We start from the raw sequence: 26,898 nt of genomic DNA, 5'->3' as shown, positions 1-26,898 counted from the left end.
GCGGCCGCGGCGATGGCCTCTGCGCGCCGAGCCGCCCGACCGCGCGCTACGGCAGCGTGGTGTCCGTCACGGTGAGGCAATGGTTCGTCAGCGCCACGCCGTCGCGCTTGTACACGACGCCGGTCGCCACATCGGTCATCGCGCCAAGGTTGAGCTTCCCGTAGTCGACCTCAAGCCGAGTCACATAATCCGGAGAACCGTCGCCCTCGGTCGGAACGTCGGTGCTGAACGTGGCGCCCGTGAACAGGTTCTGCAGGTAGTAGGTCGCCGTGTCCGGCACCGGCACGTTGGCCCGCTCGACGTCGATTAAGGTATAGTGGTCGACCAGTACAGCGTCATCGGACGAAATGTCCTCCTGGAGGGCGAGTTGAGCGGCGCGCTCGAGGCCGATGGCTCGAGAGATCTTGTTGTCCGGCCAGCTGGCCAGCAAGAAGAAGCTCGTCGTGTAGCGCTCCTCGCAACCGAAGCCCATCTCGTCGGCGGACAGCGTCACCGACCAGTAGGTGCGGTCCGCCTCGTCCCGCACGAGATCCCAGCCTCGGAGCGTGCCAGCGGGCATGTCCCACGCGACGAACACGATGCGCTCGATCCGCGGCAACGCGCGCTCGCGCCCCAGCCGCCCGCCCGCAGGCCAGTAGACCTCGGGGAGCCAGACGTCGTCCTCGCACCAGAGACCACGCTCCGCGAGGTCGAATGCCACGTTGTAGTCGTCGCTGCTGTGTCCGGCGCGCGCGAGCAGCTCCACGATGCCGGGCCGGTCGTCGCCGCCGCAGGAGACCGCCGCGAGCGCGACCATCGCGAGACCAACGAGCTTCAACCACTTCATCCGTTCCTCCTCGACTCCCCGGGGAAAGCTGCTCACATCGATGGCCAGGCCATGGTCGCCCGCAGAGGCAGGTACGCTCGGGCTCGCTCCAGGCCCACGCCGCGGACATGGGACAGCTCGGCCTCGAAGAGGTCCGCTGCGCACCGAACCGCCCGACCGCGCGCTACGGTCCTAAGCTGTCCGTCACGGTAAGGCAATGGTTCGTCAGCTCCACACCGCTGCGCTTGTACACCACGCAGGTCACCACATCGGTCATCGCGCCAAGGCCGAGCTCTTCGTAATCGACCTCGATCCGGGTGGAATACATCGGAAAACCGTCGACGCCGTCGGTTGGAACGTCGGTGCTGAACGTAGCGCCCGTGAACAGGTTCTTCAGGTAGTAGGTCGCCTTGTCCGGCGCCGGCACGTTGGCCTTGTCGACGTGGATCGAGGTCGAGTGGACAACCAGCCCGCCTTCCTCGGCCCAAATTTGCTCGCGGAAGGCGTCTCGCGCGGCCCGCTGGAAGCCGACGGCTGGAGAGATGTTGTTGTCCGGCCAGCTGGCCAGCAAGAAGAAGCCCGTCGTGTAGCGCTCCTCGCAGCCAAAGCCCACCTCCTCGACGGGCACCAGCACCGACCAATAGTAGTCATGCACGTTGCCCTGCTCCAGATCCCAGCCTCTGAGCGCGCCGCCGGGCATGTCCCATGCGACGAGCAGGATGCGGTCGATCGGCGGCCACGCGAGCTCGCGCCCGGGCCGCATGGTCGGAGGCCATATAACCTCGGGGAGCCAGTCACGGTCCGTGCATCCGAGATCACGCTCCCGAAGGTCCGCTGCCACGTTGTAGTCGACCCAACTGTGCCCGGCGCGCGTGAGCAGCTCCGCGACGTCGGGGGGGTCGCTGCAGGAGACCGCCGCGAGCGCGAGCATCGCGAGACCAACGACCTTCGACCGCTTCATCCGTTCCTCCTCGGCTCCCTTGAGAAGGGTGCCCACGTCGATGGCCAGTTCACGGTCGCCCGCAGCGGCAGGGGAGCTGGGGCTCACCGCAGGCCCACGTCGTTGCTCCGATCGCTCGGCCGCAGCGTAGTCGTCTGCGCGCCAAGCCGCCCGACCGCACGCTACGGTAGTGAGGCCTCCTCCACGGTAAGGCATTGGTTCGTCAGCTCCACGCCGTCGCGCTTGTACACCACGCAGGTCACCACATCGGTCATCGCGCCAAGCCCGAGTTCGCCGTAACCGACCTCGAGGCCAGCGAAATAATCCGGAGAGCCGTCGTTGCCGTCGGTTGGAACGTCAGTGCTGAACGTGGCGCCCGTGAACAGGTTCTGCAGGTAGAAGGTCGCCGTGTCCGGCGCCGGCACGTCGGCCATGTCGCTATCGATCCAGGTCGAGTAGTCGACCAGCACACCGTCATGGGACCTAATGTCTCCGGAGAAGGCGCCTCGATCGGCTCGCTGGAAGCCCGCGGCTACAGAGACGTTGGTGTCCGGCCAGCTGGACAGCAAGAAGAAGCCCGTCGTGTAGCGCTCGCCACAGCCGAAGCCCACCTCCTCGGCGGACAGCGCTGCCGACCAGGTGTGGCGGTCCGCCGCGTTCCGCACGAGATCCCAGCCGCTGAGCGTGCCAGCGGGCATGTCCCAAGCGACGAAGACGATGCGCTCGATCCGCGGCGGCCCGAGCGGGGGCAAGAAGACCTCAGGGAACCAGATGTCGTTTTTGCACACGAGATCATGGCTGAAAGGGGTCGAAGCCGAGATGTCACCGGTCCAGCTGTGACCGGCGCGCGCGAGCAGCTCCGGGACGTCGACGGGGGAGTTGTCGCCCCCACTGCCGACGGGGAGATGATCGCCGCAGGAGACCGCCGCGAGCGCGACCATCGCGAGACCAATGCGCGTCGACTGTCTCATCCGTTCCTCCTCAGCTCACTGGGGAAAGCTGGCCACGGAGATGGCCAGCCCATCATCGCCCGCAGATCCAGGGATGCTCGGGTTCGCCCCCAGCCCGCCCTTGCCACCCGTTCCCGCCGTGGGCTGAACGTTCGCCATCCTCGGCAGCAATGCGCTCACCACGGCGATGCCGATTGAGGGCCCGCCCTGCCCTCCGCCGCCGTGCCCGCCGTTGCCCCCTTTGCCTCCATCGCCGCCCGAGCACCCGAAGGGCGAGCCGCCGAAGCCCTGCCCGCCGGGCGCCCCGAGCCCGGGCGCCCCGCCGATCTGGAAGATGCCGCCATGGCCGCCGTCGCCGCCTCGTGCGGCTCGGATCGCGGTATCATTGACGTCCACGCGCGCGTTCAGGGTCACGAGGCCAATGCTCGCGCCGCCATGACCGCCGCCGTGCCCACCGAGCCCGCCGCAGCCTCCCGAACCGCCGGAGCCACCGCCCGCGCCGCCGGCCTCGAGCGGGGCGCCGCAGAACATCGCGCCGGCCCGCGTGCCGCCCCCGCCGCCGCCCCCCTGCCCGGGGAGCCCGTCGCCGCCGTCGCCGCCGTTCACGCCGACGTAGTTCCCTTGCTCATCGAACCTGCCCAGGCCTCGTGCGCCGAGCCCGTGCGCGCCGTCAAGCCCATCCGCGCCGGTGTCCCCGTTCAAACAACCGTCAGTGCTAGTCGCCCCTTGGCCACCGAGGCCGAAGCCGCTGGGGTTCGGGATCGGCATCAGCTCGCCGTCGCCGCCGGGCCCTCCGTGGTCGATCGTTCCATCACCGCCTCGCCCGCCGATCGAGACTCCTTGCTCACAGCCGGCCTGAACCACCTCGTCACCGCCGGGCACGAAGTCGCCGGTACACGCGTCCTGCCCGAACCGGCCGTGGCGCCCCGCCCTGGCCGCCGCGTGCTTCGGCTCGCCCGGTGCACCGTCGCGGCCCGGCGCACCGTCACCCGCGGCCAGCTTGCCGCGGTGCAGGGTGACTCCAGCGCCCTCCAGCACGATCGCCGCGATCGAGGAGCCGCCCGGCGCCGTGGCCGGCGCCGACTGTGCCTCCAGATCGAAGACCGTTGCCATGGCGCCCGCTTCGAACGTGAGCGGGATTTCATTCGACCCGGGCGCAATCACGGTGTTTCTCCCGCCGCCGGAGTGAACCCACCGGGTCGCGCAGTCAACGAACCCGCCCCAAATCTCCAGGGTCCCGCGGACGCGCACGGCCTCGGGGAAGGATTCGCTACAGGCATGGATACTCGGCCGCCGCTCGGGCTCCTCGGTCAAGAGCTCGATGGCCCTCGCGATCGTCTTTACGGGGGCTTTGGTCGTCCCCGGGTTCCAATCGTGGCCAAGGCTCGAGCTGACGAAGACGCCACACTCGTCCGTTGCCTCAAGGCCCTTCTCGGGTTCGTCGGGGCAAGGCGGCGCCTCCTCGACCGGCGCCGGCGGCTCACAGCGAAGGCGAGGCCCGCAGGGGACCTCCGCGCAACCGGTGCCGAGGCCGCAGGAGGCCAGGATCACGACCATGGCCTCCGCGGAGGCAGCGCGCCTCGAGCGCATGCGCTGGATGAGTCGCGGCATGGCGGTCACCTACCACACACCATCGAACGAGATGCCGGCCTGATCGCCGGTGATCCTCGGCGTCACACGCACAGGATGCCGACTCCGCTCGATGCCATCGTGGAGGAACGAGCCGATCGTCGCGGCGGCGACGACCCCTGCCCCGATGAAGAAGCCCGTCGCGACGTCCCGACTCACCTCGTGCGCATCGTAGAAATCGTTGATCTCGGCGCACTCCACGGCGTGCGCGGGCGAAGGCGACGCGCAGATCCATGAGCTGCTGTCGTGGGTGTTCCGCCGGAGCCGCGCGACGCGCCGCTCCGCCTCGCCGGCGAACTGCGCCGCGAGCGATGAGGCGACGAGGCCCCCGGTGAGCGCGAACGCGGTGGCGCCGATCCCGGCGATCCGCTGCGCGCCCGCCGTCCCGTCGAACGGCCCGGGCGGAGCCGGTTGGGCCAGGGGCTTGGCCGGGCGCCTGGCCAGGGTCTTCTTGGGGGTCGCGGACTTGGTCGAGGCCGGAGCAGGCGCCGGCGCCTCCCTGGGCTCCTCGACGAACCGGAGCACGACCTTGACGGCCTTCCCCTTCTCCACCTGGACGGTTTGCTCGGCATCGAGGAAGCCGGGGAGCGTGGCCTTGATCGTGTGCGTGCCGGGCTCGACGTACGTGTAGCCGGTCGTCGATGCGTCCCTGTCCCGCACCTCCCCGCCGATCGTGAGCAGCGCGCCGTGATGGCTCAAGTCGACGTCGAGCTGGCCCACCTCGCGCCGGGCTTTCTCGAGGCCGTTCGTGTAACGCCGCCGCTCGGCGGCCGTCCCCGCGCCGGGATCCCGCAGGCATCGGTCGATGGCCATGGCGGCGTCGACGTGCCGCCGGAGGGCGAGCAGGGCCATTCCCCATTCGCAGCGGACCCTACCGCCTGCGCCGAGCTTGTGCGCGAGGTAATACGCCTCTTCTGCCTGCTCCCATCTCCCCTGGTTGCGGGCGCGGTCTCCCACGCGGATCAACGCCTGGATATCGACACCGGGCTTGCCCTCCGCCGTCGCCGGAAGGCCGCCATCGTCGGGCCGAGGCGCGTCAGCACGGCTCGGCGCAGCGACAGCCAGGCTTGCCGTAAGGAACAACAGCGCCGTCACGCACGATGGTATGCGCTGAGCTTGCGACAAGCACGCTCGTGGGATGCGAATGCGCACGGCTCACCTCGCGCCATCGAGGGGGAGCTGCCGCCATGCTGGCTTACCCAGCGCGGCGTCGTCTCGTTCGGCACCCATAACAGCCTCTCGCGGCACGGCGGTCAAGCGTCTATCGCATCCGTCGCGCGCCAACTTCTCCGAGGGAGCACGCCGATCCGGCGCCCGAAATGCTGCCCGCGGGCCGCTGATGGCGCGAGCCGGCGAGAGTGAGTCTGCACGGCGAATTCGTGAGAAATGGAGACCGCTCAACGGAATGCAGAACTCGGAGAACCGAGCGCCCGATGGGCCCCGTCTCGCTGGAGCACACGTCGCTGAAGCCCTCGGTTGGCCGAGGCGCCGAAGCCGTTGCGAACATCGACGCTCGTCGGCCTCGCCTGGTCGAAAGCCGGCGGTCGCGCGCAGGCGCCGCACCCAGGCCATGGAGCGATGGCCCCGTGGCAGGCGAGGAGCCATCGAGGACGTACAGGCGGCCGGCCTGGCTGGTCCGAGGCGCGGTGGACCGACACGCGACCGAGCGCCGTCCTTGCCGGAGCGGGCGAGCAGAAGCGCCGCGGTCGCGGGCCAGAACGGGCGCCACGTCGCGGTCAAGGGATCTGCTGGAGCGCGGCGCATGCAGCCCCATGCTCCCGTCGGATCAGGCAGAACGCGGAGGCCGAGGGTCCGCGTGGACGAGGCTACCCCCGCGCGGGTCGGCCCGAGGATCTCTGCGGCCCTTCGCGTGGCCCGCGCACATTCGGCTTGACATATGCCGAAATAGGCACCGGTCCTGTCGCACGCCCCAGGACTTCACGTGCGCAGCCTGCGTCCATCTCCGCGGGCTGGTGCCGCGGACCAACGGTCCGTTCCGCAAAGCGAAACCAAACCGCCGAGATCGCAAGCCTTCTCAAAATCAGAACCGGCGGGCTGAGGTAAAAACGCCGGCGCTGGTGCTGAACACGCGCTGACCGGGATACCGCGGTCAGCTTGCAAGAAGGAAGAAGATTCTACGAAGAACAGAGTGCGAAGGGGGGGACTTGAACCCCCACGGTGTTACCCGCTAGCACCTCAAGCTAGTGCGTCTGCCAGTTCCGCCACCTTCGCGAGTGGGTCGCGCGACGGAACCTACCCAGCCGGCCAGGGAAGTCAAGCGAATCCTCACGAAGCCGTGACCTGGACGCGATTGTCCGGGGTTCCACGCCCCGCGCGCGGCCTCGGCCGACGGTCCGCCGCGGCTTCGCGGCGCGCTCCAGCCGGTCGGCCGCGCCGCGATCACGGCGTCGCGCGCACGGCTCGCGCCTGCGCCGTGCGCCGCACACCGCGCGCCGCCAACGGTGTGCCGGAGCGCAGCGCGGCGCCCCCTGCGGCCCCTCAGCGGACGAGCGCCTCGACGATCTCGCGGATCTCGAACGGCTTGCGCACCCAGGACACGCCGCAGTTGGCCGGCAGAGGCGCGGCGCCGGCGCTGCCGGACATGACCACGAGCCGCGCCTCGGGGTTGGCGCTGCGCACCGCGGACACCGTGCCGAGGAGGTCCTGCTCGATCGGAGAGATGTCGAGCAACGCCGCCTGGAACGGGCCGGTGGCGAGGGCGCCCGGGAGATCGACCGCCTTCTGCACGCTGACGATGCTCGCGCCGCGCGCGGTGAGCGCGGTGTCGAGCAGGTCCACGACCGCATCGTCGTCCTCGACCACGAGGATCCGGACGCCTTCGAGGACCGCGCTGGCGAGCGATGGGGTCGTGCTCGGCAGCACGGACGGCGCCTCGTCGGCCTCGGCGTCGGACGACGCGCCAGCGGGGCGGCCAGCGCCCTCGATGGGCCAGCGCAGCTCGAAGCGAGCGCCCTCCTCCGACGGGACGAGCGCAAGCGCGCCGCCGGCGGCCCGCGCGAGCGCGGCGGAGTGCCGGAGGCCGATGCCCGCCCCCCCCGGACGGGTCGAGACGCCCGAGCTCAGCAGCGTCGCCCGGCGCGACGGCGGGACGCCGGGGCCCTGGTCCGCGACGCCGAGGACGACCGCGTCGCCGTCGAGCCTTCCATCCACGCGCACGACGGAGCCGCGAGGCGAGAGCGCCACGGCGTTGAGCAGCAGGTTCGTCAAGATCTGCACGACCGTGGCGCCGCTGCTCACGGAGGTCCGCGCGAGGGCGGGATCGAGCCCGGCGTGGAGCGTGATCGCCGAGCGGCGCGCCTCGGGCTCGAGGCCCGTCACCGCGTCGTCGATCACCTCGCCGAGCAGGCGCAGCGCTTCCCCCAGCGGCGCGGACGCGACCTCGGCGTCCCCGGCCGGACGGCCCCCGGTGTCGGCGCCGATCGCCCGCCGGATCAGGCGGCGCGCGTCGCGCGCCCGGGAAGCAGCCACGCCGAGCGCGCGGCTCAGCTCGGCCCCTTGCTCGCCCTGCGCCCGCTCGATGCAGCCCACGATGACCGTGAGCGCGTTGGAGACCTCGTGCAGCGCGATCGCTAGCTCCTGCGCGGGCGGAAGGCATGCCGCGCTCGCGCGCTCCTCGTCCTCGCGATGTCCCAAGTCGTCCCCGAGAGGAGGCGTGGCGGTCTGGCCATCCTCTGTTGAAGACTCCGATGTTCCGCGCGTCCGCTGCGCCACGGGCGCTAGCCTATCTCGCTCTGCCCTGAGCTGGTACCGCCCTTTTTCGCTCCGACTTCACCGGGAGGTCGACGGGGGGAGCGGCAGGACGTAGGAGCCGTCGGGAGCCGACCGCGTCTCGCCGATCTGGATGACCCCCGCGACCGTCCCCCGCGCGGTCTCGCTCTCGACCAGGAGCCAGGCCACCACCATGGCGTCGCCGAGCCGAGCGCCCGCGTGGTCGCGGATCACGCCCTGGAGCACCGCGGGGTATGGCACGGTGAGATCGAGCTCGGTGACCGCGGAGGCCACCGCGGGCACCGTGAGGCGCGGCCGCACGAGCCACGGATAGGCGGAGCCCGGCGTGGGCCGGACCGAGAAGTCGAACTCCCCGGGATCGGTGCCAAACGAGAACCCGCCGCCGCGCAGGACCCCGGATGCCTGCCGTGGGAGGAGCGGATCGGGCCCCAGCACCCGGCCGAGGTAGTCGGACACCTCGCCAGTGGAGGGGATCGCGAACACGTCCGCGCCGCGCATGGGCTCGCCCGCAGGGCCACGGACCCTGCCGCGCAGCGTTCCGGCCTCCGGGATGAGGACCGACTGGCCGCAGTAACAGTCGTCGCCAGCGGGGACCTTGAGGACCTGCTCGCCCTTCGCCTTGGTGGTGTCGTTGAGCGGCTGCGCGAAGACGACGTACTCGCCGGGCGGCAGGCTGGCCTGGAAGAGGCCGTTCGTGTCCGTCTCGGTGTCCAGCTTGAAGCCGGCGGTCTGGGTCATCTCGAGGTTCGCGCTCTGGATGCGGACGGCCGCGAGCACCGGGTTGCCCTCCGCGTCGAGCGTCCGCCCCTCCACGCGGCGCGATTCGGCGCCGATCGGCAGCAGCGAGAGGTCCAGGTTCCCCGTGGAGCCCTGCAGCGCGAGCGCGGCGAGCTCCCAGTAGACCGTCGGACGCGGGTCCAGGTCCTTCGGACGCAGGCGGATGAGCGGGCTCCTCTCCTTGTCGGTCCAGTAGAACTTCACGCTGAAATCGACGCGCGAAGGCGACAGGCTCAGGTCCGGCTCGTGCTTGAGGAGGCCGACCTGGGAGATGACGCTGCCGGTCAGCGCGTCGACGAGATCGAGCTTCCACCCGTCGACGCGGACGCCCTGCGGCACCTCCATGGCGCCGTGCAGCACCTCGGGAGCCCCGGCCTTGATGTCGGGCGTCCACCGCTCGGGGATGCGCTGGTTCGGCAAGAAGATCGGCGGGGGGGTGTCGTCGCACTCGCCGGACGCCTGCGGGATCAGGTAGACGTGGTAGTTCCCGGTCGGGATCGCGAGCCGGAACCGCTGGCCGCCGGCGCCGTCCGGCTCCGAGATCGTCGCGTAGCGCTGCCCGGGCAGGCCCTGGAAGGACGCGACGCGCCGGAACTCGACCCGCACGGGAAACGCCCCGCCGTCGATGGCGCCGTCGCAGTAGGAGCCGCCCATGCTCAGCGTGGCGTCCACGCGCGCGGGCGCGGGGACCTGGAGATCGAGCGAGTGCACCTGCCCGCCGGGCTCATGAGGTGGAAGGCCGATCCCGCCCGGCGCGAAGAGGAGATGCGAGACCTCCGTGCCCAGCTCGCGCGAGGCGCCTGGCCGGATCTCCAGGATGAGCCCCTCCAGGCTCGCGCTGGTCGCGACGCATGCGCGCTGCCTGCCGACGCTCGCGCAGGTCGCCTCCGGGCCGCACTCGGCCGAGCTGTCGCAGGCGTTCTGCGGGCCGACCTCCAGCGCCTCGAGGGGGATGCCGCACGCCGCCGCGAGCGGCAGGCAGGCCAGCAGCGCGGCGCGCACGGCGGGCCGCCGGCTCACGACCCCCTCCTCATCCGGGAGCGCGCCGCATCCGGGAGCGCGCCGCCGAGATCCGTCCGGCGCTGCGCGAGGGTGGAGCGCTGCGGCCCCGTGAAGACGCCGACGCTCGACCGCCGGACGGCGGACGCGCGCGACGCGCAGTGCCCGGGCGGATCCGCATCCGAGCAGGCGCAGGAGGACATCACTCCGCGGCGGGCAAGCGATGTTCGTGCCAGCTCGTCGCGCGCGTTCCGAGCAGCGCGCGACGTGCCTGGCGCCGGAGCTCCGGCGCGCAGCGAGAGACGGAGCTGTGACAGCGATGTCGCGTCGACAGCGCGGCGCCGATGTGGCCGGGCCGCAACCGTCGCGGCGGGGTGAAGCGTGGGCGTGCACACGGGAGGGCCTCACGTGGGACGGGCTACGAGAATGAGCCCGATGGGGGTGCAGGGTGCGCGCTGCCGGCTGCAGGAGGACCAGCTCGCTGCCGACGTCAGCGCGGTGGCGGTCTCAGCGCCTACGTGCCTGCACGAAAGCGCGAGCTGCCCGAGTCGATGCGTCGGAGTGAGGGCACCGTCCCGGGCTGCCATCGCGCCTCGGCGTACTCCATCCGCGTCGCGAGGCGTACGAGATCGGCGATCTCGGGGTGCGCCGCGCACGCGGCGGCGAGCCCGTCGGGCCGGGAGAGCGGAACGGAGAGCTCCAGGCCGCGCTCCCTGATGGTCGCGCGGATCGCCGTGGCGAGGTCGCCCGCGGCGAAGAGGCCCGCGCGGCGCATGGCCGTGCGGGTCGTCTTCATGACGCCCTCGTACGTCATCTTGCTCTCGCTGTCGCAGATCTCGCGGAGGCGGCGCTCGGCGCGCGGCGGGATGAGCTGCCAGAGGTTCTGCTCGAGCCGCACGACGGCCGGGTTGCCGCGGGTGCTCTGCGCGGTGGCTTCCAGCGGGCCGAACGCCGCGACCACGGCGGAGAGGAGCGTGCGGAGCTCGTCCTCGGTGCTGGTGTTCGCCAGGACATGCTCGGGCATGGCCCCCGCCAGGTGAGCGCCGAGCATGAAGCGCAGCTCGGGCGTGTCGTCGCGGACCTCGCCGCGCAGCAGCACGGCGGGCGGGCTGAGCCGGATGATCTGCCCCTCGGGCGCGGAGGGAGCGGGCGACGGCGCGCGCTGATGGTAAAGGGCGGTGCGCAGGAGGCCCAGGTGACCAGCCACCACGCCGTAGATCTCCCCGAGGAGGGTGGGCGAGGTCGGCTGGACGCGCTCGGCGCCGGAGAGCGCGGCCTGGCTGGTGTCGCGGCGGAAGAGGCCCGTCTCCCAGACGATCGCGAGGGCCTCGCTGGCCGGAGCCTCGAGGTCCCGGAAGAGCAGGGCGCTCACGAGCTCCGGCGCGTCACGCTGCGCGGCGAGCAGCGGCGGCGAGATGAAGCCGTCGCTCCGCCGGTCGGAGGGCGCGTCGCCGTCGCCCTCGAAGGCGCGCAGCACGTGCTCGATCGCGCGGGCGTAGGTCATGTTCTTGTCGGCGATCGCGGCGGCCTGGAGGCGCTCGAGGGCGCCCCGGTCGCCGAGCCGCAGGTGCGCCTGCATCCGGCGCACGGCGAGCGCCTCGCGAGAGCGGTCTTCGCGCTGGGCGAAGCGCGTCATGAGCCGCTCGCCGGCGTCGTACGCGCCCGCGGCGAGCTCCCGGAAGAGCGCGGCCTCCTCGAAGCTCTCGGCCGCGGACGGCGGCCACGTGGTCACGAGCCGCGTCGCAGACGAGGGCGGATGGATCGACGCGGGCGAGGTGACCAGGGGGACGGCGCCCGGTGCGCCGGCGCTGGACGGGCTCGCGGGCACGCTCCCGCGCCGTTCGTCGCTGTCCACGGCCCCCGGCGCGGCCTCCGCCGGCGCCGCGGCGAGCTCCGGCGCGGCGAGCTCCGGCGCGTCGAGCAGGTCCTCCTCCGGCGGCTCGACGACGGCAGATCGAGGAGAATCGACGGCCAGCGACTCGTCCAGCGGGTCGGAGAGCTCGACCAGATCGATGCGCGGACCGCTGGAAGCCGGTGCATCGCCGCTCGCCGGCGCGCGGCCGCTCAGCGGCGCGCGGCCGCTCGCCGGCGCGCGGCCGCTCAGCGGCGCGCGGCTGCTCGTCGGCGCGTGGCCGCTCAGCGGCGCGCGGCTGCTCGCCGGCGCGCCGCCGCTCACCGCGGGCCGGGAGCTGGGCGGCGCGTCCGATGGGGGCTGGACCGGCGCCGCCGCTGGGGTCAGGTGCGGGGCGGCGCGGTCCACCTCCTCGGGTGGCAGGGTCGCCCGCTCGCTGGCCAGCTCGGCGTTCAGCTCGGCGATCTTCAACCCCAGCGAGCGATCGGAGCCCGCGAGCGCCGTCGCCTGCGAGAGGATCTGCGCCGCGCGATCCGGATCGCTCGACATGAACAGGCGCGCGAGCTGCATCAGCGCGCGCGCGCGATCGATCCCGGAGCTCTGGGCGACGAGCTCTTCGAGCGCCCGCCGGGCGGCCTCGGGCTCGCCTCGGGCGGCCGTGAGCTCCAGCTGGCGCCGCAGGGCCAGCGCGCGCGTCTCCGGCTCCGCCGCGGCCTCCTCGAGCAGGCGCGCCGCCGCCTCGAGATCGCCGGCGCTCTGCGCGGTCTCGGCGGCGGCGAGCGCGACGCGGCCCCGGGCGCGCATGCCCTGGAGATCGCCCCCGAGGGCGCGCTCGAAGAGCGGGAGCGCGGCCGAGAAGTTCCGCTTCAGCGCGAGGCGCTCCGCCATGCCGAGCGCGACCAGCGTGCTCGGGCCGACCTCGGCGTGGCGCCGGGTCAGCTCGCGCATGCCCGCGCCGTGGCCCTGGATGACGTCGAGCGTCTCGGCGAGCAGGAAGGCGTGCAGATCGACGTGCGCCGGGCGCAGGCGCGGCGCGATGCGGCCGAGCTCCTCCACCGCGGCCTGCGCGTCGCGCGGCGTCCCGGTCCCGCGCAGGCGGTACTCGATGCGGCGGGCCTCGAGGACGGCGTCGGGCGAGTCGGGGGCGAGCTTCACGGCGCGGCGAGCGCGCTCGAGCGCGGTGACGTCGTCGCCGAGCGACGAGGTGGCGTGCGCCGCCTCGACGAGCAGCTGCGCGCGCCGCTCGGGCGCGTCACGGGACGCGCTGGCGAGCTGATCGAGCGCGGCGGCGAGCGCGTGGCCGTCCCCCTCGCGGCGGGCGATCTCGACGCGGAGCTCGATGACCGCCTCGCGCGGCGCGATGCGGGCGACGCTCTCGAGGGTGTCCCTCGCGGACTCGACGTCCCCGCCGGCGAGGTAGCTGCTGCACGCGCGGAGGTTGTACTCGGCCCTCTCGTCGGTGGTCGTCGCGAGATCGCCCAGCCTGCACCAGAGCGGGGCGGCGCGGAGCGGGGTCCCGAGCCGCTCATGGATGTCGGCGAGGAACCTCAGCGCGCTCACGTCGTCCGGCGACACGTCGAGCAGGGCCGAGAGCTCGGCGCACGCCTCGTCGAGCAGGCCGAGGCGCTGCTCGAGCAGCGCCGCGCGCCGGAGCCGCAGCGCGCGCCGCGTGTCGGGCAGCGGCGCGGCCTCGATGCGACGCGCGAGCAGGGCGGCGACCGCGGCGTGATCGCCGCGCTCGCTCGCGTCCTGCTCGAGGATCTCGAGGGCGTGCATGTCGGCGGGGTCCAGCCGAGCGATGGCCTCGTAGAGCGCCGCCGCGGCGCCGCGCTCGCCGAGCTCCTGCGCGAGCGGCGCGAGCTCGCGCAGCACCAGGAGCCGCGCCCCGTCATCGGCGCAGGCGCCCTGGAGCAGCGTCAGCACGTCGAACAGCCGCCTGCGATCGTCGGTGCGCCGCGCGAGCCGGATGAGCTCGTCGAGGTGCGCCTTGTCGAACGGGGTCTCCTGCGCGACGTCGACGAGGAGCTCCAGCGCGCCGTCGAGATCGCCGCGCGCCGCGAGGACGGCCGCGAGCTCGCGCGTCATCTCGAGCCGGACGGCGTCCGGCAGGTCCACGCGCGCGAGCTCGGCCCGGACGAGCGACTCGAGCTCGTGGCCGCGCCCGATCGCCGCGTACAGCCGCCGGAGCCGGGTGACGGCCTCGACGCGCCCCTCGCGGTGGAGCTTCCCGCTGGCGAGCGCCCGCTCCAGGGCCACGGTGGCCTCCGCGCGCTCGCCGTCGCGCTCGTGCTTGTCGGCGAGGTGGAGCAGCGCCTCGACGCGCCGCGTGACCGGCAGGGCGTCGTCCAGGGAGCGCTTCAGCGCCTCGTCGCCCGTGGCCTCCACGGAGGCCTCCGCCTCGTACGCGAGCGCGTCGTCCTCGGGCGCGCGGCGGGCCGCCTCCACGAGCAGCGCCGCCGCCACGGGCGGCACGTTCAGCGCGGCCGCGAGCTTGCTCGCCCACCGGAGCAGGCCGGGGCCGACGCTGGAGTGCGGCCTCATCGCGGCGGCATACACCGCCGCGATGAGGTGCGACGCCGGCTCCGTCTCTCGCGCGAGCGCGCCGGCGATGCCGAGGAGCGTCATGAACTCGTCCACGTCGCCGTCGGCGAGCATCGCCCGCTCGATGGCGGCGAGCGCGAGCGCCGGCGCGTCGAGCACCTCGACGGCGATGCGCGCCATCGCGATCCCCGCGCGGGCCCCGTCGGGGCCGTCGAGCTTCGTGAGGCTCGCCTTCACGGCGCGATCGAACCGGATGGCCTCGACCTCCGGCTCTCCGGTGCACGCGATGAGATCGCGGATGGCCGCGCCGACATCCTCGACGATCGCCGGGTCCGGGCGCACGACCATGGCGCGGAGCAGGATGTCGAGGCGCAGCCGGAGCCCCTCCTCCGTGCGCCCGGTGAGGGCCGCGGCGCGCTTCAGCCACGCGTTGCGCGACGACGGATCGACCGTCGCCGCCACCCGCTCGATCGCGCGCACGGCCTCCGACGGCTCGCCGACGTGCTCGGCGAGCCGCGCGAGCAGCACGTACGAGGTGCCCTCGGTGGGCACCGCCTCGAAGCTCGCCACGGCGTGCGAGAGCGCGAGCTCGTAGGCGCCGCGCCGCTCCAGCTGGCGCGCCGCGCGGTAATGGGCGGCGCGCCGGCCGTAGCAGCCGAGGGCCGCGCCGGCGAGCAGGCGGTAGGTCCTGTCGAGGACGGCGACGCCGCCCTCCGCGTCCGCCGATTTCTCGACGAGCGCGACGGCGTCGGCGCGGAGGGGATCGAGCTCGATCGCGCTGGCCGCGGCGGCGAGCGCGCGCTCCGAGAGGCCGTGCTCGTGCGCGAGGTTGGCCGCCTCGATCAGCAGGCTGGCGCGCCTGCGGCGCTCGTGCCCGACGTCGCCCGACCACCTGCCCTCCTCCGCCGCGGTCGGCTCACCCCGATCGCCCCGAGGCGCGGCGGCGCGGGCGAGGATCGCCTCGATCGCCGCCTCGAAGCCGGCGAGCTCGCACATGTCCCGCGCATAGCGCTCGACGCCGGCGCTCGGCGCGAGCTCGCTCGCGCGGAAGAGCGCGTCCTCGGCGCCGCGATGATCCTCGGCGAGATCCCAGAGCAGGCTGCCGAGCTCGCGCCACGCGGCCGCGGCCTGCTCCGCTGCGTCGTCGCCCCGGGCGGTGAGCGCCCGGGCCCTCGCCCTGGCCAGCGCGATCCGGCAGTCGGAGCTGAGCCCCTTCGGATCGACCGGCGGCGCCTCGAGGCGCTGGATGCGGGAGAGGATCTCCTGCGGGTCGGCCCCCGCCTCGGCGGCGCGGGCGAGCTCGAGCGCCGCCCCGTCGGCATCGCCGCCGTCGAGCCGGCAATCGGCGAGCATGAACATGAGCTCGACGGCGTGCGGCGCCGTGATCTCGGCGGCGAGCCACCGCTCGAGGACGGTGATCGCGAGCTCCGGGTCGCCGGCGCGGCGCGCGAGCTCCAGGAGCCGCTCGCGCAGGAGCGGGTCCTGCGGGCCGAAGACGTCGAGAGAGCGCCTCGCGAGCGCCGTGCCCCGCTCGGGATCGAGGTCGTAGAGGGCGTGCAGCGCGCTGGCCAGCCCGGCCGCCATCTCGCCGAGCGGCTTGGGCTGCGCCAGGATCCACGCGAGCGCGTCCGAGAGCCGGCTTGCGTCGCCGGCGATCGCGGCGCGGCGGATGAGCTCCGCCGTCGCCTGAGGGCTCCCGGGTCGCAGCGCGAGCCAGCGCTGGGTCCACGCGAGCGCGAGCGGCAGCTCACCGAGCGCCTCCAGCGCCTTCGCGAGGCCGTCGCAGAGCGCGCCGCGCGGGAACACGGCGGTGATGGAGCGCTCGATCGCGGCCGCGATCGCCCGGTCGATCTCGAAGGGAGGCGGCCCCGCGACCGCCGCGGCGAGCTCCGCCGTCAGGATCGAGGCGAGCGTGGCCACGGCGCGCGCGCACGACGGATCGGCCTCGCACGCGAGCACCGCCGCCTCGCGCGCGAGCGGCGCGGCGCCCGCCCGGTCGTAGAGCGCCGCGGCGAGCGCGAGCAGCACCGCGCGCAGCGCCGGCCAGGCCGGGGCCGCGAGCTGCACCATCGCGTCGGCGCGCCCCCGCGCGCGCCCGGTCCGCGTGGCCAGCACGAGCGCAGCGCTGGCGGCGCCGCGGTGCCCCGGCGCCTCGACGAGCAGCGGCAGCAGGTCGTCGAGGGCCCGCTCGTCGCGCCCCAGCCGCCGGTCGATCGCCGCGAGGAGGAGCCGGGCGCGCACCCGATCGACCCGCGTCAGCGAGGGCGCGCGGCTCGCCTCGCCCCTCGCCGCGCGCGCGCCCCCCGAGAGCCGCGCGCGCAGCAGCGCCTCGAGCGCGGCTGAGCCTCCGGTCCGGCGGCTCAGCCGGTCGAGCGCCAGCAGGCAGCCGCGATCGGTCGGCAGCGCCTGCGCCAGCCCCACGAGCGCCTCCTCGTACGCGGCGCGCTCCTCCGGGCGGCCCCGATAGATGACGACGAGCCGGCGCAGCGCGTCGATCTTCCCCTCGGCGGTGTCCGCGCCCGCGAGCGCCCGCTGCGCGGCCAGCAGCGCTTCGTCCTGCGCCTTGAGCCGCCCGGCGACGCGCTCGAGCCCCGCCGCCGCGCGCGCCGGGTCGGCGCCGAGGCCCTTCAGGGTATCGAGCGCCCACCGCGCGAGGCCCGGGTCGCCGATCTTCTCTTCCGCGAGGCCCGCGAGCTCCCAGAGCGCATCGATCCGCCCCTCCGCGTCGTCCCTCGCCCTCCCGTCCGAGCCCTCGCCGACGCGGATGAGCGCCTCGACGAGGGGCGCCATGTCGTGCAGCGCCGCCGCGTGCTCGCGCAGCGCGGACCGCGCCGCCGCGTTGCCGCGGTCGCTCGCGGCGGCCTCGATCCAGGCCTCCACGGCGCGGTCAGGGCTCGCGAGCGGGCCGGCGTAGAGCCGCGCCAGCGCGGCGTACGCCTCGGCCCTCGCGGCGCCCGTCCGCCGCTCGGCCCTGAGCTCCAGCCGCGCCGCCACGAGCTCGTAGAGCCCCGCCTGCTCGAGCACCTCGTCGGTCACGCCGGCGGCCTCGCCGTCGACGTCCGCCTCGAGCCCCGCGTCGAGCACGCACCCGACGGCGCGCGCCCAGTCGCCGTCGCTCATCGCTCCCTGGAGCCGGTGGCCGTGCAGCTCCATCGCGCGCTGCAGCGAGGAGCGCCCCGCGACCTCGCCCGCGCCCCCGGACGCCCGCGCCGCGAGCGCCTCCGCGTGCGCCCTGAGCACCTCGTCCGCGGCGCCGAGCCTGCCGCGCACGAACAGCGCCGCGGCCATGGCCTTGGCGGCCGTGTCGTCGTGGGGCGCGATCTCGAAGGCGCGCAGGCGGTCCTCGAACGCGGCCTCCCGCTCCCGCCCGGCCTCGCGCCGCCTGGCCGCCTCGAGGTACGCCCGCGCCGCGGCCTCGGGGGGCACCTCGTCCGAGGCCCAGGTGGCGATGGTGCCGAGCAGCTCGCTCGCCATCGCGTCGTCCGGCGCGAGCTCGCTCGCCTCCTTGAGGGCGTCCACCGCGCCCGCGACGTCGCTCGCGCGCGCGAGGAGCACGGCGATCTTCACCAGCATCCGCGCCGTCGCGCCCGCGGGCTGCTCGTCGTCGCGGATGCCGCGCAGCGCCGCGGCCGCCAGGGCGGGCTCGCCCAGCCCGGCCAGCCAGCCGGCGAGCTCGCTCCTCATCGCCGGGTCGTCGCCGAGCGAGAGCGCGCGGCGGGCCAGCGCCGCGGCCCTGTCGAGCTCGACGCCGCGCGCGGCGAGGAGCCTCGCGAGGGTGAGGGTCGCCTCGCGCTCCCCCTGGGCGTCACCGGCGGCGCGGCGCTCGTCGACGCGCGCGCGCCAGTACGCCTCCTCGGCCCGCGGACCGCGGTGGCGCGGCACCGGCGCGACCCCTCGGCTCCCGCCGAGGACCAGCTGCCCAGCAGACGCTGGACCCGCGGGTTCCATCAGCTCCGGCGACGACAGCGTTCGCCGCGCGCCCGACGCTGATGCTGCCCGATCCGGAGTTGAAGAGCTCATGTCGGCGACGGCGACCCGCTTCTGGTAGACGGATACCGCTCAGACTACCAGAAGGGTCCAGGCCCAAGGCCAGTCTTCGGGTGAAGCGCCGCGCTTTACCGGAGCGTCACCGCGAACGGCAACGCCGCGAGCGCCCTCTCTCCGGCCAGGAGCGGCGCCATCGACGCGGCGAAGGTCCCGAGCTCCGGCGCGACATCGAGCCACTCGGGCAGGAGGGCGCCGGCCATCGCGTCCCGCGCGCGCGCCCTGAGCGCCGCGCGGTCGGGGGCGCCGGCGCCGCCCTCGCCGCCGCTCTCGGCGCTCTCGTCGCCGGCGGCGAGGAGCTCGAGGAGCCCTCCATCGTCCTGCTCGATCTCGACCGGCGCGTCCGCGGGCAGCTTCGCCAGCTCGCGCGCGAGCTCTATCGCCCGGTCCAGCCCGCCGAGCTCATCGACGAGCGAGCGCTCCTTGGCCTCGACCCCGCCGAAGATGCGCCCTTCGGCCGATGGCGCGATCGTCTCCCGCGGGAGATTCCGCCCCTCCGTGATGCGATCCAGGAACAGGTCGTAGGTCGCCTCCATGAAGGCGAGCACGCGCGCGCGGGTGGGCTCGTCCCACGGCGTGAGCGCCGACATGTACGCGGCGCGCGCCGCCCGCTCCGGATCGGGGTTGGCGGCGACGGTCTCCGCGTTGATGCCGAGCTCCGAGAGCGCCTTCCCGACGGAGAGCTTGCCGCCCACCACGCCGATCGAGCCGATGATGCTGGTCGGCTCGGCGAGGATCTTGGTGCCGGCGCAGGCGAGATAGTAGCCGCCGCTCGCCGCCATCCCGCCGATGGAGACGACGAGCGGCTTCTCTTTCCGCAGCCGCATCAGCTTCTGCCACAGCAGATCCGAGGCCAGCGCGGATCCGCCGGGCGAGTCGATCCGGAGCACGACCGCCTTCGTGCTCGTATCCTTGGCGAGGCGCGTGAGCACCCGCCCGAGCTCACGCTCGCCGATTCCGTCCGAGGAGCCCAGGGGCACGCCGCTGGCCGTCATGGTGATGCCGCCGATCGCGGGGACCACCGTCACGTGCGGCGCGCCCAGCGCGCTCGCCCCGGAGAACGTCCGGAACACATCCACCAGGCTCCGTGAGAGGCTCGGGTCGCGCTCGACACCGCCGAAGCGCGGCACGGACAGCTCGGTGCCGGCGAGCTTCTTTGCATCCTCGCGCGCGTCCTCGAGATCGCCCAGCGCATCGACCAGCCCGCGGGCCTTCGCCTCTTCCGGGGCGAACGGGCCGTCCTCCACGGCCTCGCGGAGCTCCGGCTTGCCGCGCCCCTCCACGATGGCCGACAGCCACACCTCCCGGAGCCCGCCCAGCGCGGCCTCGAGCGACTGACGCGCCTCGGGGCTCGACCCCTCGCGCGTGAACGGCTCGCTCGCGCCCTTGAACTTCCCCACCTGAAGGAAGTCGACGTCCACGTTGAGCTTGTCCAGGAGCCCCTTCGCGAACACCAACTGCGCGGCGATCCCCACCGTGTCGACCTGCCCTGCCGGGCTGAGCCAGAGCTTCCCGCAGCCGGTGGCGGCCAGCAGGATCGTCGCGTTGTTGTACTCGTCCGCGTGGCACACGACCGGTCGCCCCGCCTCGCGGATCTCGCCCAGGGTCCGGCCGATCTCGTGAGCCCGCGCGAACGCGAGGCGCGAGGTCCCGAGCCGCACCAGGAAGCCCTTCGCGCTCTTGGCCTCGGAGAGCTTCCGCAGCGACTGCACGAGCTGCACGTGGGTCCGGCGGCTCGGCGGGCCGAAGATCGCCGCCGGCGCGCTCTCCGGGAGCCCCCGCGAGAGGTCGATCTCGACGACCGCCGGCTCCCCGGGGCTCCCGGCGGGCGGCGCCGGCAGCGAGGCCCGCTCTCTGCCGGTGCAGCCCGCGATCAAGGCCGCCACCGCGAGGGCGCCGACACAGGTCCGCCCTCTTCGTCGCTCTCGACGCTCACTCATCGTTGATCCCAGGCAGATCCGAGGTGTCGATCTCCGGCGCGGCCGTGCTCGGCGGGCTCGGCGGGTGGATGCCGGGCAGATCGCTCGTGTCGATGATCCCGCCCGGAGCCACGTAATCGTCGGGCACCCGGCCGTCGTCCGGCACCGGCGCGCGGCGGACCCGCCGCGGCGCCGGCGTCGGCGCGGGCGTGGCGGGCGTGGCCGACGGGCCGGGCCCCGGAGCGCCCGCCGGAGCAGGGCCCTGAGGGCGCCCGCTCGGCGCCGGCGCGGCGTCGCCGGGGGGCTTGCCCTCCGCCTTGTCCAGCCGGTCGAGGAACGCCCGGAGCGCGTGCGCGAGCGGGTGCGGCCGGCTCATCGCGAGCAGGCGCTCGTTCTCGGACCGCGCGGCCGCGAGATCGCCGGAGCGCGCGAGCGCGTAGACGAGCAGCGCCCGCGCCCGTCCGGGGATCCGCTCGCTGCTCGCCGCCGCCCGGAGCCGATCGACGACCGCGGCCCAGCTCGGCTGCGCCTCCGCGAGATCGAGCGCGGCCAGCGTCAGAGCGTTCTCCGGCTGCGCGCTCTCGGCCGAGATCGCGCCCACGAGCTTCCGCGCGGAGGGGACGTCCCCCTGCACGCGCAGCAGGTCGATGGCCGCGCGGGTCACGGCCGGGTCGTCCGGCGCGACGCGGCGCGCGTGGTCGACCGCCTTCCTGGCGCGATCGGTCGCGACCTGGAGCTCGTGCCGCGTCGCGTCCCGCGCCGGGTCGTCCGGCGCGAGCAGCTGGAGCCGCAGCCACCGCATGTCCGCGCTCACCGTGTCGATCACGGCCAGCCCCGCGGCCACCCGCGGATCGTCCTCGGCGAGCGCGCTCGCCTTCACGAGCTTGTCCCGCGCCGTCTCGAGGTCGCCCTCGGAGAGGCTCCGCTCGCCCTCGCCGATGAGCGTCGGGACGCGATCGTCGCTCGTCACCGGCCGCGCCTGCGGGACCCGCTGCAGGTACTTCGGCCCGAGGGTCGCGGCGGTCACCACCGCGAGGCCCGCGACGATGAGGCCGACCACCCATCGCGCGATCCCGGTCCTCCGCTTGGGCAGCGCGGTGATCCGCGTATCCCCATCGTCGTCGGCAAAGAACGAGCGCCCCTCGGGCTCCGCCGGCATGCCCAGCGGCGACCTCGCGCCCGACCGCCGCGGCGCCGCGCGCTCCTCGCCCGGCGCGCGCAGCGCCGCCCCGCGCCTCGCCACGGGGCCGTCGGCCTCGTCGTCGTCGGCGGCGGCAGGCCCCGCCGCGGGGCCGACGCGCGGCGGGACGTGGCCGTGGATCCGCGGCGACGAGAGCCCCTCGGCCTCGCCGGCGCCGCCGGCCGCAGACATGACGTTGCCCTGACGCCCCTCGGCGCCCCTGCCGCCGCGGAGGGCTCGTGGATCAGGCCGGCGCGCGGGGTGCCCGTCGGGCAGCGGCGGCGCCTCCTCCGGCGGCACGACCACCCCGGGCAGCGCCGCGCGGCGTGCCGCGGGGCGCTGCCTGCCCGACTGCACGTCCCGCACATCCCTCACGACCGTATCGGCCTCGTGGATGGCCCCGGGCGCCAGCCCCGCGCCGTCCTCCGCCCGGGGGAGCGGGATCGCGACGGAGCCCTCGGTCTGCGCGGGCGCCGGACCGCCGAGCCCCTGGGGCGTCTGCGACCTCGACCGGCCGGGCACGGGCGCGGGCCCCCCGATGCCGAGCGCGGTCCCGGCCATGATCATGCTCCCCGGCCCCTTGAAGAACGGCTCCAGCTCCGCGATCGACCCGAGCCGCCGCGGCCTGGCGTTGCCGCGCGAGATCACGTCCTCGCGGGTGATCTGGCCCTGTGAGATGGCCGCCTGGAGCTCCCGGAGCATCGTGAACTCGAGCTCCCGGCCGCCCAGGGTGCGCACCACCCACCGCTCGGGGAGCGCCCCGTCGGAGCGGCGCACCTTGAACTGGTAGCCGCAGTTCGTGCACTTGACCGTCGTGCCGCGCTCCGACACGAGCGCGTCGTCGAACTCGTATTCGGTGCTGCAACGCTCGCAGGTGACATCCATCTGCTCGACCGGTCCCCGTGTCCTCGCGAACGGCTGGCCCACAGGCGCGAGCCTGCCGGGTATCCTCGTTCGGAGGTGGCCGCCCGGATCCCGGCCGAACGGTAGCACGGGTTCCCCCTCGCGCGCGCCAGGCGTGGGCGCCGGGCCCTCCCCCTTCCCCTTGCCCTCCCCCCTTCCCGGTCGGTACGCCGTGGAGCGGCCGGCGCGGCGCGACGCGCGCCGGCGTACGGTCGCGGGCTCACGGTGCGCCGGCGCTCGTTCGCCGGCTCGCCGCGCGCAGGCCACAGGCCGACGTGAACGCGGCTTCACGGCGCGCGGGCGCGAGCGGGCCAAATGCGTCGAGCCTCGCTGAGCTTGTACGGGGCATGTCGCTTGCTACGCTCGTCCGGTCGCGACCGCGACGCGCGAGGGCGCCGCCCCTCGACGCCGCGCGACCCAATGCTTTCGGGAGACGGTTCATGAAGCGACTTTCTCTGCTGAGCCTCGCGAGCGTGCTGGCGCCCCTCCTCGCGGGTTGCCCGATCTACGAGGAGACCGAGGACCACTTCTGTGACGCGGAGGACTGCGTAACCGGCACCCCGGGCGGCTGCGAGGCGCCGGTCGACTGCGGGATCAACGAGACCTGCGGCGAGGACCACCGGTGCCACGTCGGCGACTGCACCCTCTGGGGGTGCAGCGACGGCTTCGCGTGCGAGGTCGCCGACGATCGCACCGCGTCGTGCGTGGCGGGCGACGCCCCCGGGGCCGGCGGCGGCTCCCCCGGGGCCGGCGGCAGCGGCGGCGGTGGCAGCGACACCGTGTACTGCGGCAACCCCGACGACTGCGCCGCCGGGGAGACCTGCGCGCCGGACGGCACGTGCCGGCCCGGCAGCTGCGCTCAGGGCCTCCCGGCCGGTGAGCCCCTCGGCTGCGTCGAGGGCTTCGTCTGCGAGGGCGACGGCACGACCGCGACCTGCGTGCCGGAGACCCCGGCCGCGTGCGGCGCCGACCTCGACTGCGCCGGCCTCGGCCCCGGCTACCTCTGCGTGAGCGGCATCTGTACCGCGCCGCAGGACCAGTGCCTCGACCAGACCCAGTGTCCGGACGGCGCCAGGTGCGTCGAGGGCAAATGCACGCCGGCCTGCAGCGCGGACGATGACTGTCCCAGCAGTTACCGTTGCGACACCACCCTCGGCATCTGCTCCCAACCTGCGCAGCCCTGCGTCATCACCGACGACTGCGGCGGACCTGCCAGCGTGTGCGTCGATGGCGCCTGCGTCCCGAGGAGCGACGGCGCCACCTGCCCAGACGGCCACGTCTGGGTCGAGAACGGCTGCATCCCGAATCAGTCGAGCAACTTCGTGTGCTCGGCGGATGGAGAGCAGGACGTCTGCGCGCCCGGGTCCATCTGCCTCAATCACAGCTGCTACATCTCGTGCGACCAGCCGAACACGAACGCCTGTGACAGCCAGTCGCCCTCGCTCCGCGAGTGCAGGACCGTGGCGACGTCCTCCGGGGTGCATCAGGTGTGCGGGTCGAGCGAGAACCTCGGCGGCGAGTGCGATCCCGAGACGCCCTGCAGCGAAGGCAAGATCTGCATCGACGGCTTCTGCAGGTAGCGCGGCGGCGCGCTTCCACCGAGATCGCCTCCCCGGGGCGGGCCCCGGCCCTGCTCCCTCCGTGCGCAATCCGCCCTTGGCATGCGCGCTGCCTCACGTCCCGCCGGTCACTGTTCAGCCACGCCAATCCGCGCTGAGGGGACGCGACGCCCGCGTACCCACGCGATGTGAACCGACGGAGCCACAATGAAGGCAGACGATCTCGTCAAGTACATGGCCGACATGTTCCCTTACAGGAGGAAGAGCTCACGCGACTGGATCGGTCCCGTCTCGGTCGGGCTCGGCCTTGGCATCGCAGTCGGGGTCGGGCTCGGCTGCCTGGTCGCGCCGACGACCGGCGAAGAGACCCGCCGCCGGTTGCGCGACAGCGCGGGTCGGCTGCGCCACAGCGCCGAGCGGGCCAAGGATCGCGCCCTCGGCGCCGCGCACCGGGCCCGCGATGAGCTCCAGGAGAGCACCAGCTCGATCACCGGAGAGCGCTCGTTCGCCGACGAGATCGGCGCTCGCTGAGCGGCAGCGCGCTCGCCGGCGGTGGCCGGGGAGCGCTCGGAGGCGCCGCACCGTCCCAACCACGGTGCGGCGCCTTCCATCATTTCCCGGCCGCTTTTCACCAGCCGAGCGACATCTGCGCAGCCGGAGCGGCACAAGCGATGCTTTTCCGAGCGCGGATGGATTGAACGAGACACCTCGCGAAGCGCGCCACAGGGGCTTCTTCAGATCATGATTTATCGGACGCTCACCGCATTCTTCCCAGGTCGCACGGAAGCCACCGGCGCCCTTGGCCGGCTCCTCGCCTTGGGCGTCGCTGCCGAGGACATCAGCATGGTGCCCAGGCAGCATTCCCGCCTGGACGAGATCGAGCTCACGGTCCACAGCAAGGCGTCCGAGGGCGCTGCCCTGGGCGCCGTCATCGGAGGGCTCCTCGGGGGCGCGCTCGCCGCGATCACGGCCGGAGGCGCGCTGATCATCCCGAGGCTCGACGCGTTCCTGGCGGGGCCCCTCGTCGCGTGCCTCGCTGGCGCGGGCGCCGCCGGCGCGGCCGGCACCCTGCTGGGCGCCGTGCTCGGCGCGCGTCTGCCCGAGTACGAGGCGCGCTGCCTCGACGAGGCCAGCGGCCTGGGCGGTGGCGCGCTGCTCTCGGTCCGGTGCCTGCCCGACGTCTCCCGCAGCGTCGAAGAGGTGCTGAGCGAGAGCGGCGGTCGCCGCATCCGCAAGACGTACAGCCGCAGCGCCTGAGACGGGCGCGGCTCCGGCGCGGCGCGGCCCGGAGCACAATGGGCACCGGCATGGCCGGCGGCGAGCCCGATCGCTCGACGCGCATCGCGTGGCCCCGAGCAGGTCGCGTCGCCGCGCGGCTCGCCATCGCGGTGGCTCGGCACAACGAAGGAGCGCGCAGGTGGCGGCGAGCGCCCGTGGCGCGGCCTCGTGTCGTGCCGCGCCACCGAGCGGTCGTCGCTCTGGGCGAGTCCGTGTCCGGGCGACGCCCCTGGGTGTGCTCGTGTCAGGGCGACGAGCCGAGCTGGCTCTGGGGGCGCGCCTGCTCGTTGAGGATGCTCTCGACCGCCTGGGCCAGGGTGCTCTTCACGTAGCTCCGGCTCGCGAGGGTCCCGAGCCTGCCGAGCACCCGCGGCGTCAGCCCCCCGCCGAGCAGGAACCCGAGCCCGGCCGCCGCCGCGAGCGCGACGTGCGGGTTCTCCCGCGCGAACGCCGAGATCGCCCGCGTGATCTCCGTCGCGTCGAGCCGGCTGAGCGTGTCGTTCACCTTCTCTCGCGCCTCGCCGTCCTGTGTCGCCTCGACCTCGCCTTCCGCCATGCTGACCTCCCTCAACTCAGCCGTGTGACAACCCGTCCGACCAGGTATCCCACCGCAGCCACCGCGCACAGCGTGGCGATGGGGCGCTCTTGCACCAGCGAGACGAGCCGCTCGTCCGCGCGACGGACCTCGCTGAGGACACGAGGAACGGCGGCGGGCATGCTGGTTTGTCCCTCTCGGCGTCCGGGCTCCTGCTCGATGTTTCCATTGACGACCATCGTGGATCCCTCTCCAGCAATGCCCGAACCACCCGAAACGAGTGCATCGGCTGCACGATCCAGGGACCGGCGCAGCCTGGCAGTACGGTCGGGAGGGGAGAGCCAGGAACCGAAGAGAGAGAAGAGGGCGCGATGCGCACGGACGATCGAGCCCTTCCGGGAGGTTCGTGCTCACACGGCGAGCGGCACCGGCCGGCCCCTCACGCGATCCCCCGCGAGCAGCGGGTGCTCCGGAGCGGCCCCGGTACAAGGCACCGCAGAGCGCCTGGTACAGGCGCCGCTCTAGAAGCGGAGGCCGAAGTCGCGGAGCGCGCGGCGCAGCGCACCCGCGCCGTCGCACACGGCGATGCGCTCGGCGTCTGGCATCTGCGCGGCCCTCCGAGGGTCCCCCTTGAACCACACGGCCCGCATCCCCGCCGCGAGCGCGCCATCGACGTCCGCAGCGAGCGAGTCGCCGACGTGGACCACCGCGGCGAGCGGCGCGCCGAGGCGCTCGGCCGTCCATGCGAAGATCTCCCGCCCCGGCTTCTCGAACCCGAGCCGCCCCGAGTCCGCGATCGCCAGGAAATGCGCGGACCAGCCGAGCTCGTCGACCAGATCGGCGAGCCGGCCCTCCGAGTTCGAGAGCACCGCGACCGGCACCCCGGCCTGCCGGAGCTCGATCACGACGTCGATCATCCCCGCGATCGGGCGGCGCCAGAGGTTCTTCCGGGGTTGCTCCGTCCAGAGCCAGTCGACGACCGCATCGAGCGCGTCCGCCGCGACGCCGCCCGCCTCGAGCAGGCGGCGCATCATGATCTTCCACGGGTGCCCGCTGACCCCGCGGCGAATGGCCTCGTTGTACGCGCGCCAGCCCTCGTCGACCGCCGCGTCGAGCTGCTCTCGCGGCGCGACGACGCCCCGCTCCGCGAGGCGGGCGGAGAGCATCCCGGTGTCGAGCTCCACCAGCGTCTGGCCAAAATCGAAGGAGACAGCGGTCGCGGGCTCGTGGCGCATGG

General features: G+C 73.9%; 16 protein-coding genes and 1 tRNA gene. 3 read left to right on the top strand and 14 right to left on the bottom strand.

Annotation, left to right across the window (positions count from 1 at the left end):
• Nucleotides 1-46 precede the first annotated feature (46 nt).
• The 11 genes from WMF31_RS40055 to WMF31_RS40005 form a co-directional block, all read right to left on the bottom strand.
• Nucleotides 47-862, bottom strand: a complete 816-nt coding sequence (locus WMF31_RS40055) for a hypothetical protein (protein ID WP_436607143.1) — start codon at nucleotides 860-862, stop codon at nucleotides 47-49.
• 127 nt (nucleotides 863-989) lie between these two features.
• Complete coding sequence (locus WMF31_RS40050; protein ID WP_436607142.1) at nucleotides 990-1,853, bottom strand: hypothetical protein; 864 nt, start codon at nucleotides 1,851-1,853, stop codon at nucleotides 990-992.
• A 74-nt stretch (nucleotides 1,854-1,927) separates the two neighbouring features.
• On the bottom strand, nucleotides 1,928-2,716 hold the full coding sequence (locus tag WMF31_RS40045; protein ID WP_436607141.1) for a hypothetical protein: 789 nt from the start codon (nucleotides 2,714-2,716) through the stop codon (nucleotides 1,928-1,930).
• A gap of 15 nt (nucleotides 2,717-2,731) precedes the next feature.
• Nucleotides 2,732-3,808 carry a hypothetical protein gene (locus WMF31_RS40040; RefSeq protein WP_436607140.1) on the bottom strand — a complete coding sequence of 359 codons (1,077 nt, stop codon included), beginning with the start codon at nucleotides 3,806-3,808 and terminating at the stop codon, nucleotides 2,732-2,734.
• Between the two features lie 507 nt (nucleotides 3,809-4,315).
• Nucleotides 4,316-5,281, bottom strand: a complete 966-nt coding sequence (locus WMF31_RS40035) for a PEGA domain-containing protein (RefSeq protein WP_436607592.1) — start codon at nucleotides 5,279-5,281, stop codon at nucleotides 4,316-4,318.
• A gap of 1,193 nt (nucleotides 5,282-6,474) precedes the next feature.
• Nucleotides 6,475-6,556 (bottom strand) — tRNA-Leu (locus WMF31_RS40030).
• Between the two features lie 267 nt (nucleotides 6,557-6,823).
• Nucleotides 6,824-7,978 (bottom strand): ATP-binding protein, encoded by a 1,155-nt coding sequence (locus WMF31_RS40025; RefSeq protein ID WP_436607139.1) that lies wholly within the window; start codon nucleotides 7,976-7,978, stop codon nucleotides 6,824-6,826.
• Between the two features lie 135 nt (nucleotides 7,979-8,113).
• Complete coding sequence (locus WMF31_RS40020; protein ID WP_436607138.1) at nucleotides 8,114-9,871, bottom strand: carboxypeptidase-like regulatory domain-containing protein; 1,758 nt, start codon at nucleotides 9,869-9,871, stop codon at nucleotides 8,114-8,116.
• Nucleotides 9,872-10,364: 493 nt separating this feature from the next.
• Nucleotides 10,365-18,125, bottom strand: a complete 7,761-nt coding sequence (locus WMF31_RS40015; protein ID WP_436607137.1) for a tetratricopeptide repeat protein — start codon at nucleotides 18,123-18,125, stop codon at nucleotides 10,365-10,367.
• Between the two features lie 233 nt (nucleotides 18,126-18,358).
• Nucleotides 18,359-20,227: a S49 family peptidase gene (locus WMF31_RS40010; protein WP_436607136.1), complete on the bottom strand. Its 1,869-nt coding sequence runs from the start codon at nucleotides 20,225-20,227 to the stop codon at nucleotides 18,359-18,361.
• Nucleotides 20,220-22,313: a zinc-ribbon domain-containing protein gene (locus WMF31_RS40005; RefSeq protein ID WP_436607135.1), complete on the bottom strand. Its 2,094-nt coding sequence runs from the start codon at nucleotides 22,311-22,313 to the stop codon at nucleotides 20,220-20,222. The genes WMF31_RS40010 and WMF31_RS40005 overlap by 8 nt, the downstream gene beginning before the upstream one ends.
• Nucleotides 22,314-22,729: 416 nt before the next feature.
• On the opposite strand from WMF31_RS40005, the gene WMF31_RS40000 reads away from it, so the two are divergent.
• From WMF31_RS40000 to WMF31_RS39990, 3 genes are all read left to right on the top strand, one after another.
• Nucleotides 22,730-23,869, top strand: coding sequence for a hypothetical protein (locus tag WMF31_RS40000; protein ID WP_436607134.1), 1,140 nt, complete (start codon nucleotides 22,730-22,732; stop codon nucleotides 23,867-23,869).
• Nucleotides 23,870-24,055: 186 nt separating this feature from the next.
• Nucleotides 24,056-24,379 carry a YtxH domain-containing protein gene (locus tag WMF31_RS39995; protein WP_242515637.1) on the top strand — a complete coding sequence of 108 codons (324 nt, stop codon included), beginning with the start codon at nucleotides 24,056-24,058 and terminating at the stop codon, nucleotides 24,377-24,379.
• A 312-nt stretch (nucleotides 24,380-24,691) separates the two neighbouring features.
• On the top strand, nucleotides 24,692-25,105 hold the full coding sequence (locus WMF31_RS39990) for a hypothetical protein (RefSeq protein ID WP_436607133.1): 414 nt from the start codon (nucleotides 24,692-24,694) through the stop codon (nucleotides 25,103-25,105).
• A gap of 265 nt (nucleotides 25,106-25,370) precedes the next feature.
• Here WMF31_RS39990 and WMF31_RS39985 read toward each other — a convergent pair whose 3' ends face one another.
• The 3 genes from WMF31_RS39985 to WMF31_RS39975 form a co-directional block, all read right to left on the bottom strand.
• On the bottom strand, nucleotides 25,371-25,682 hold the full coding sequence (locus WMF31_RS39985) for a hypothetical protein (RefSeq protein WP_436607132.1): 312 nt from the start codon (nucleotides 25,680-25,682) through the stop codon (nucleotides 25,371-25,373).
• A gap of 11 nt (nucleotides 25,683-25,693) precedes the next feature.
• Nucleotides 25,694-25,900: a hypothetical protein gene (locus WMF31_RS39980; RefSeq protein ID WP_436607131.1), complete on the bottom strand. Its 207-nt coding sequence runs from the start codon at nucleotides 25,898-25,900 to the stop codon at nucleotides 25,694-25,696.
• Nucleotides 25,901-26,182: 282 nt separating this feature from the next.
• A complete protein-coding gene (locus WMF31_RS39975; RefSeq protein WP_436607130.1) occupies nucleotides 26,183-26,896 on the bottom strand; it encodes an HAD family hydrolase in 714 nt (237 codons plus the stop codon).
• Nucleotides 26,897-26,898: the final 2 nt, after the last annotated feature.

The sequence above is a fragment of the Sorangium sp. So ce1036 genome (assembly GCF_051369805.1).
GTDB lineage: Bacteria > Myxococcota_A > Polyangia > Polyangiales > Polyangiaceae > Sorangium > Sorangium cellulosum_F.
This window is presented reverse-complemented; position numbering and strand designations above follow the sequence as displayed.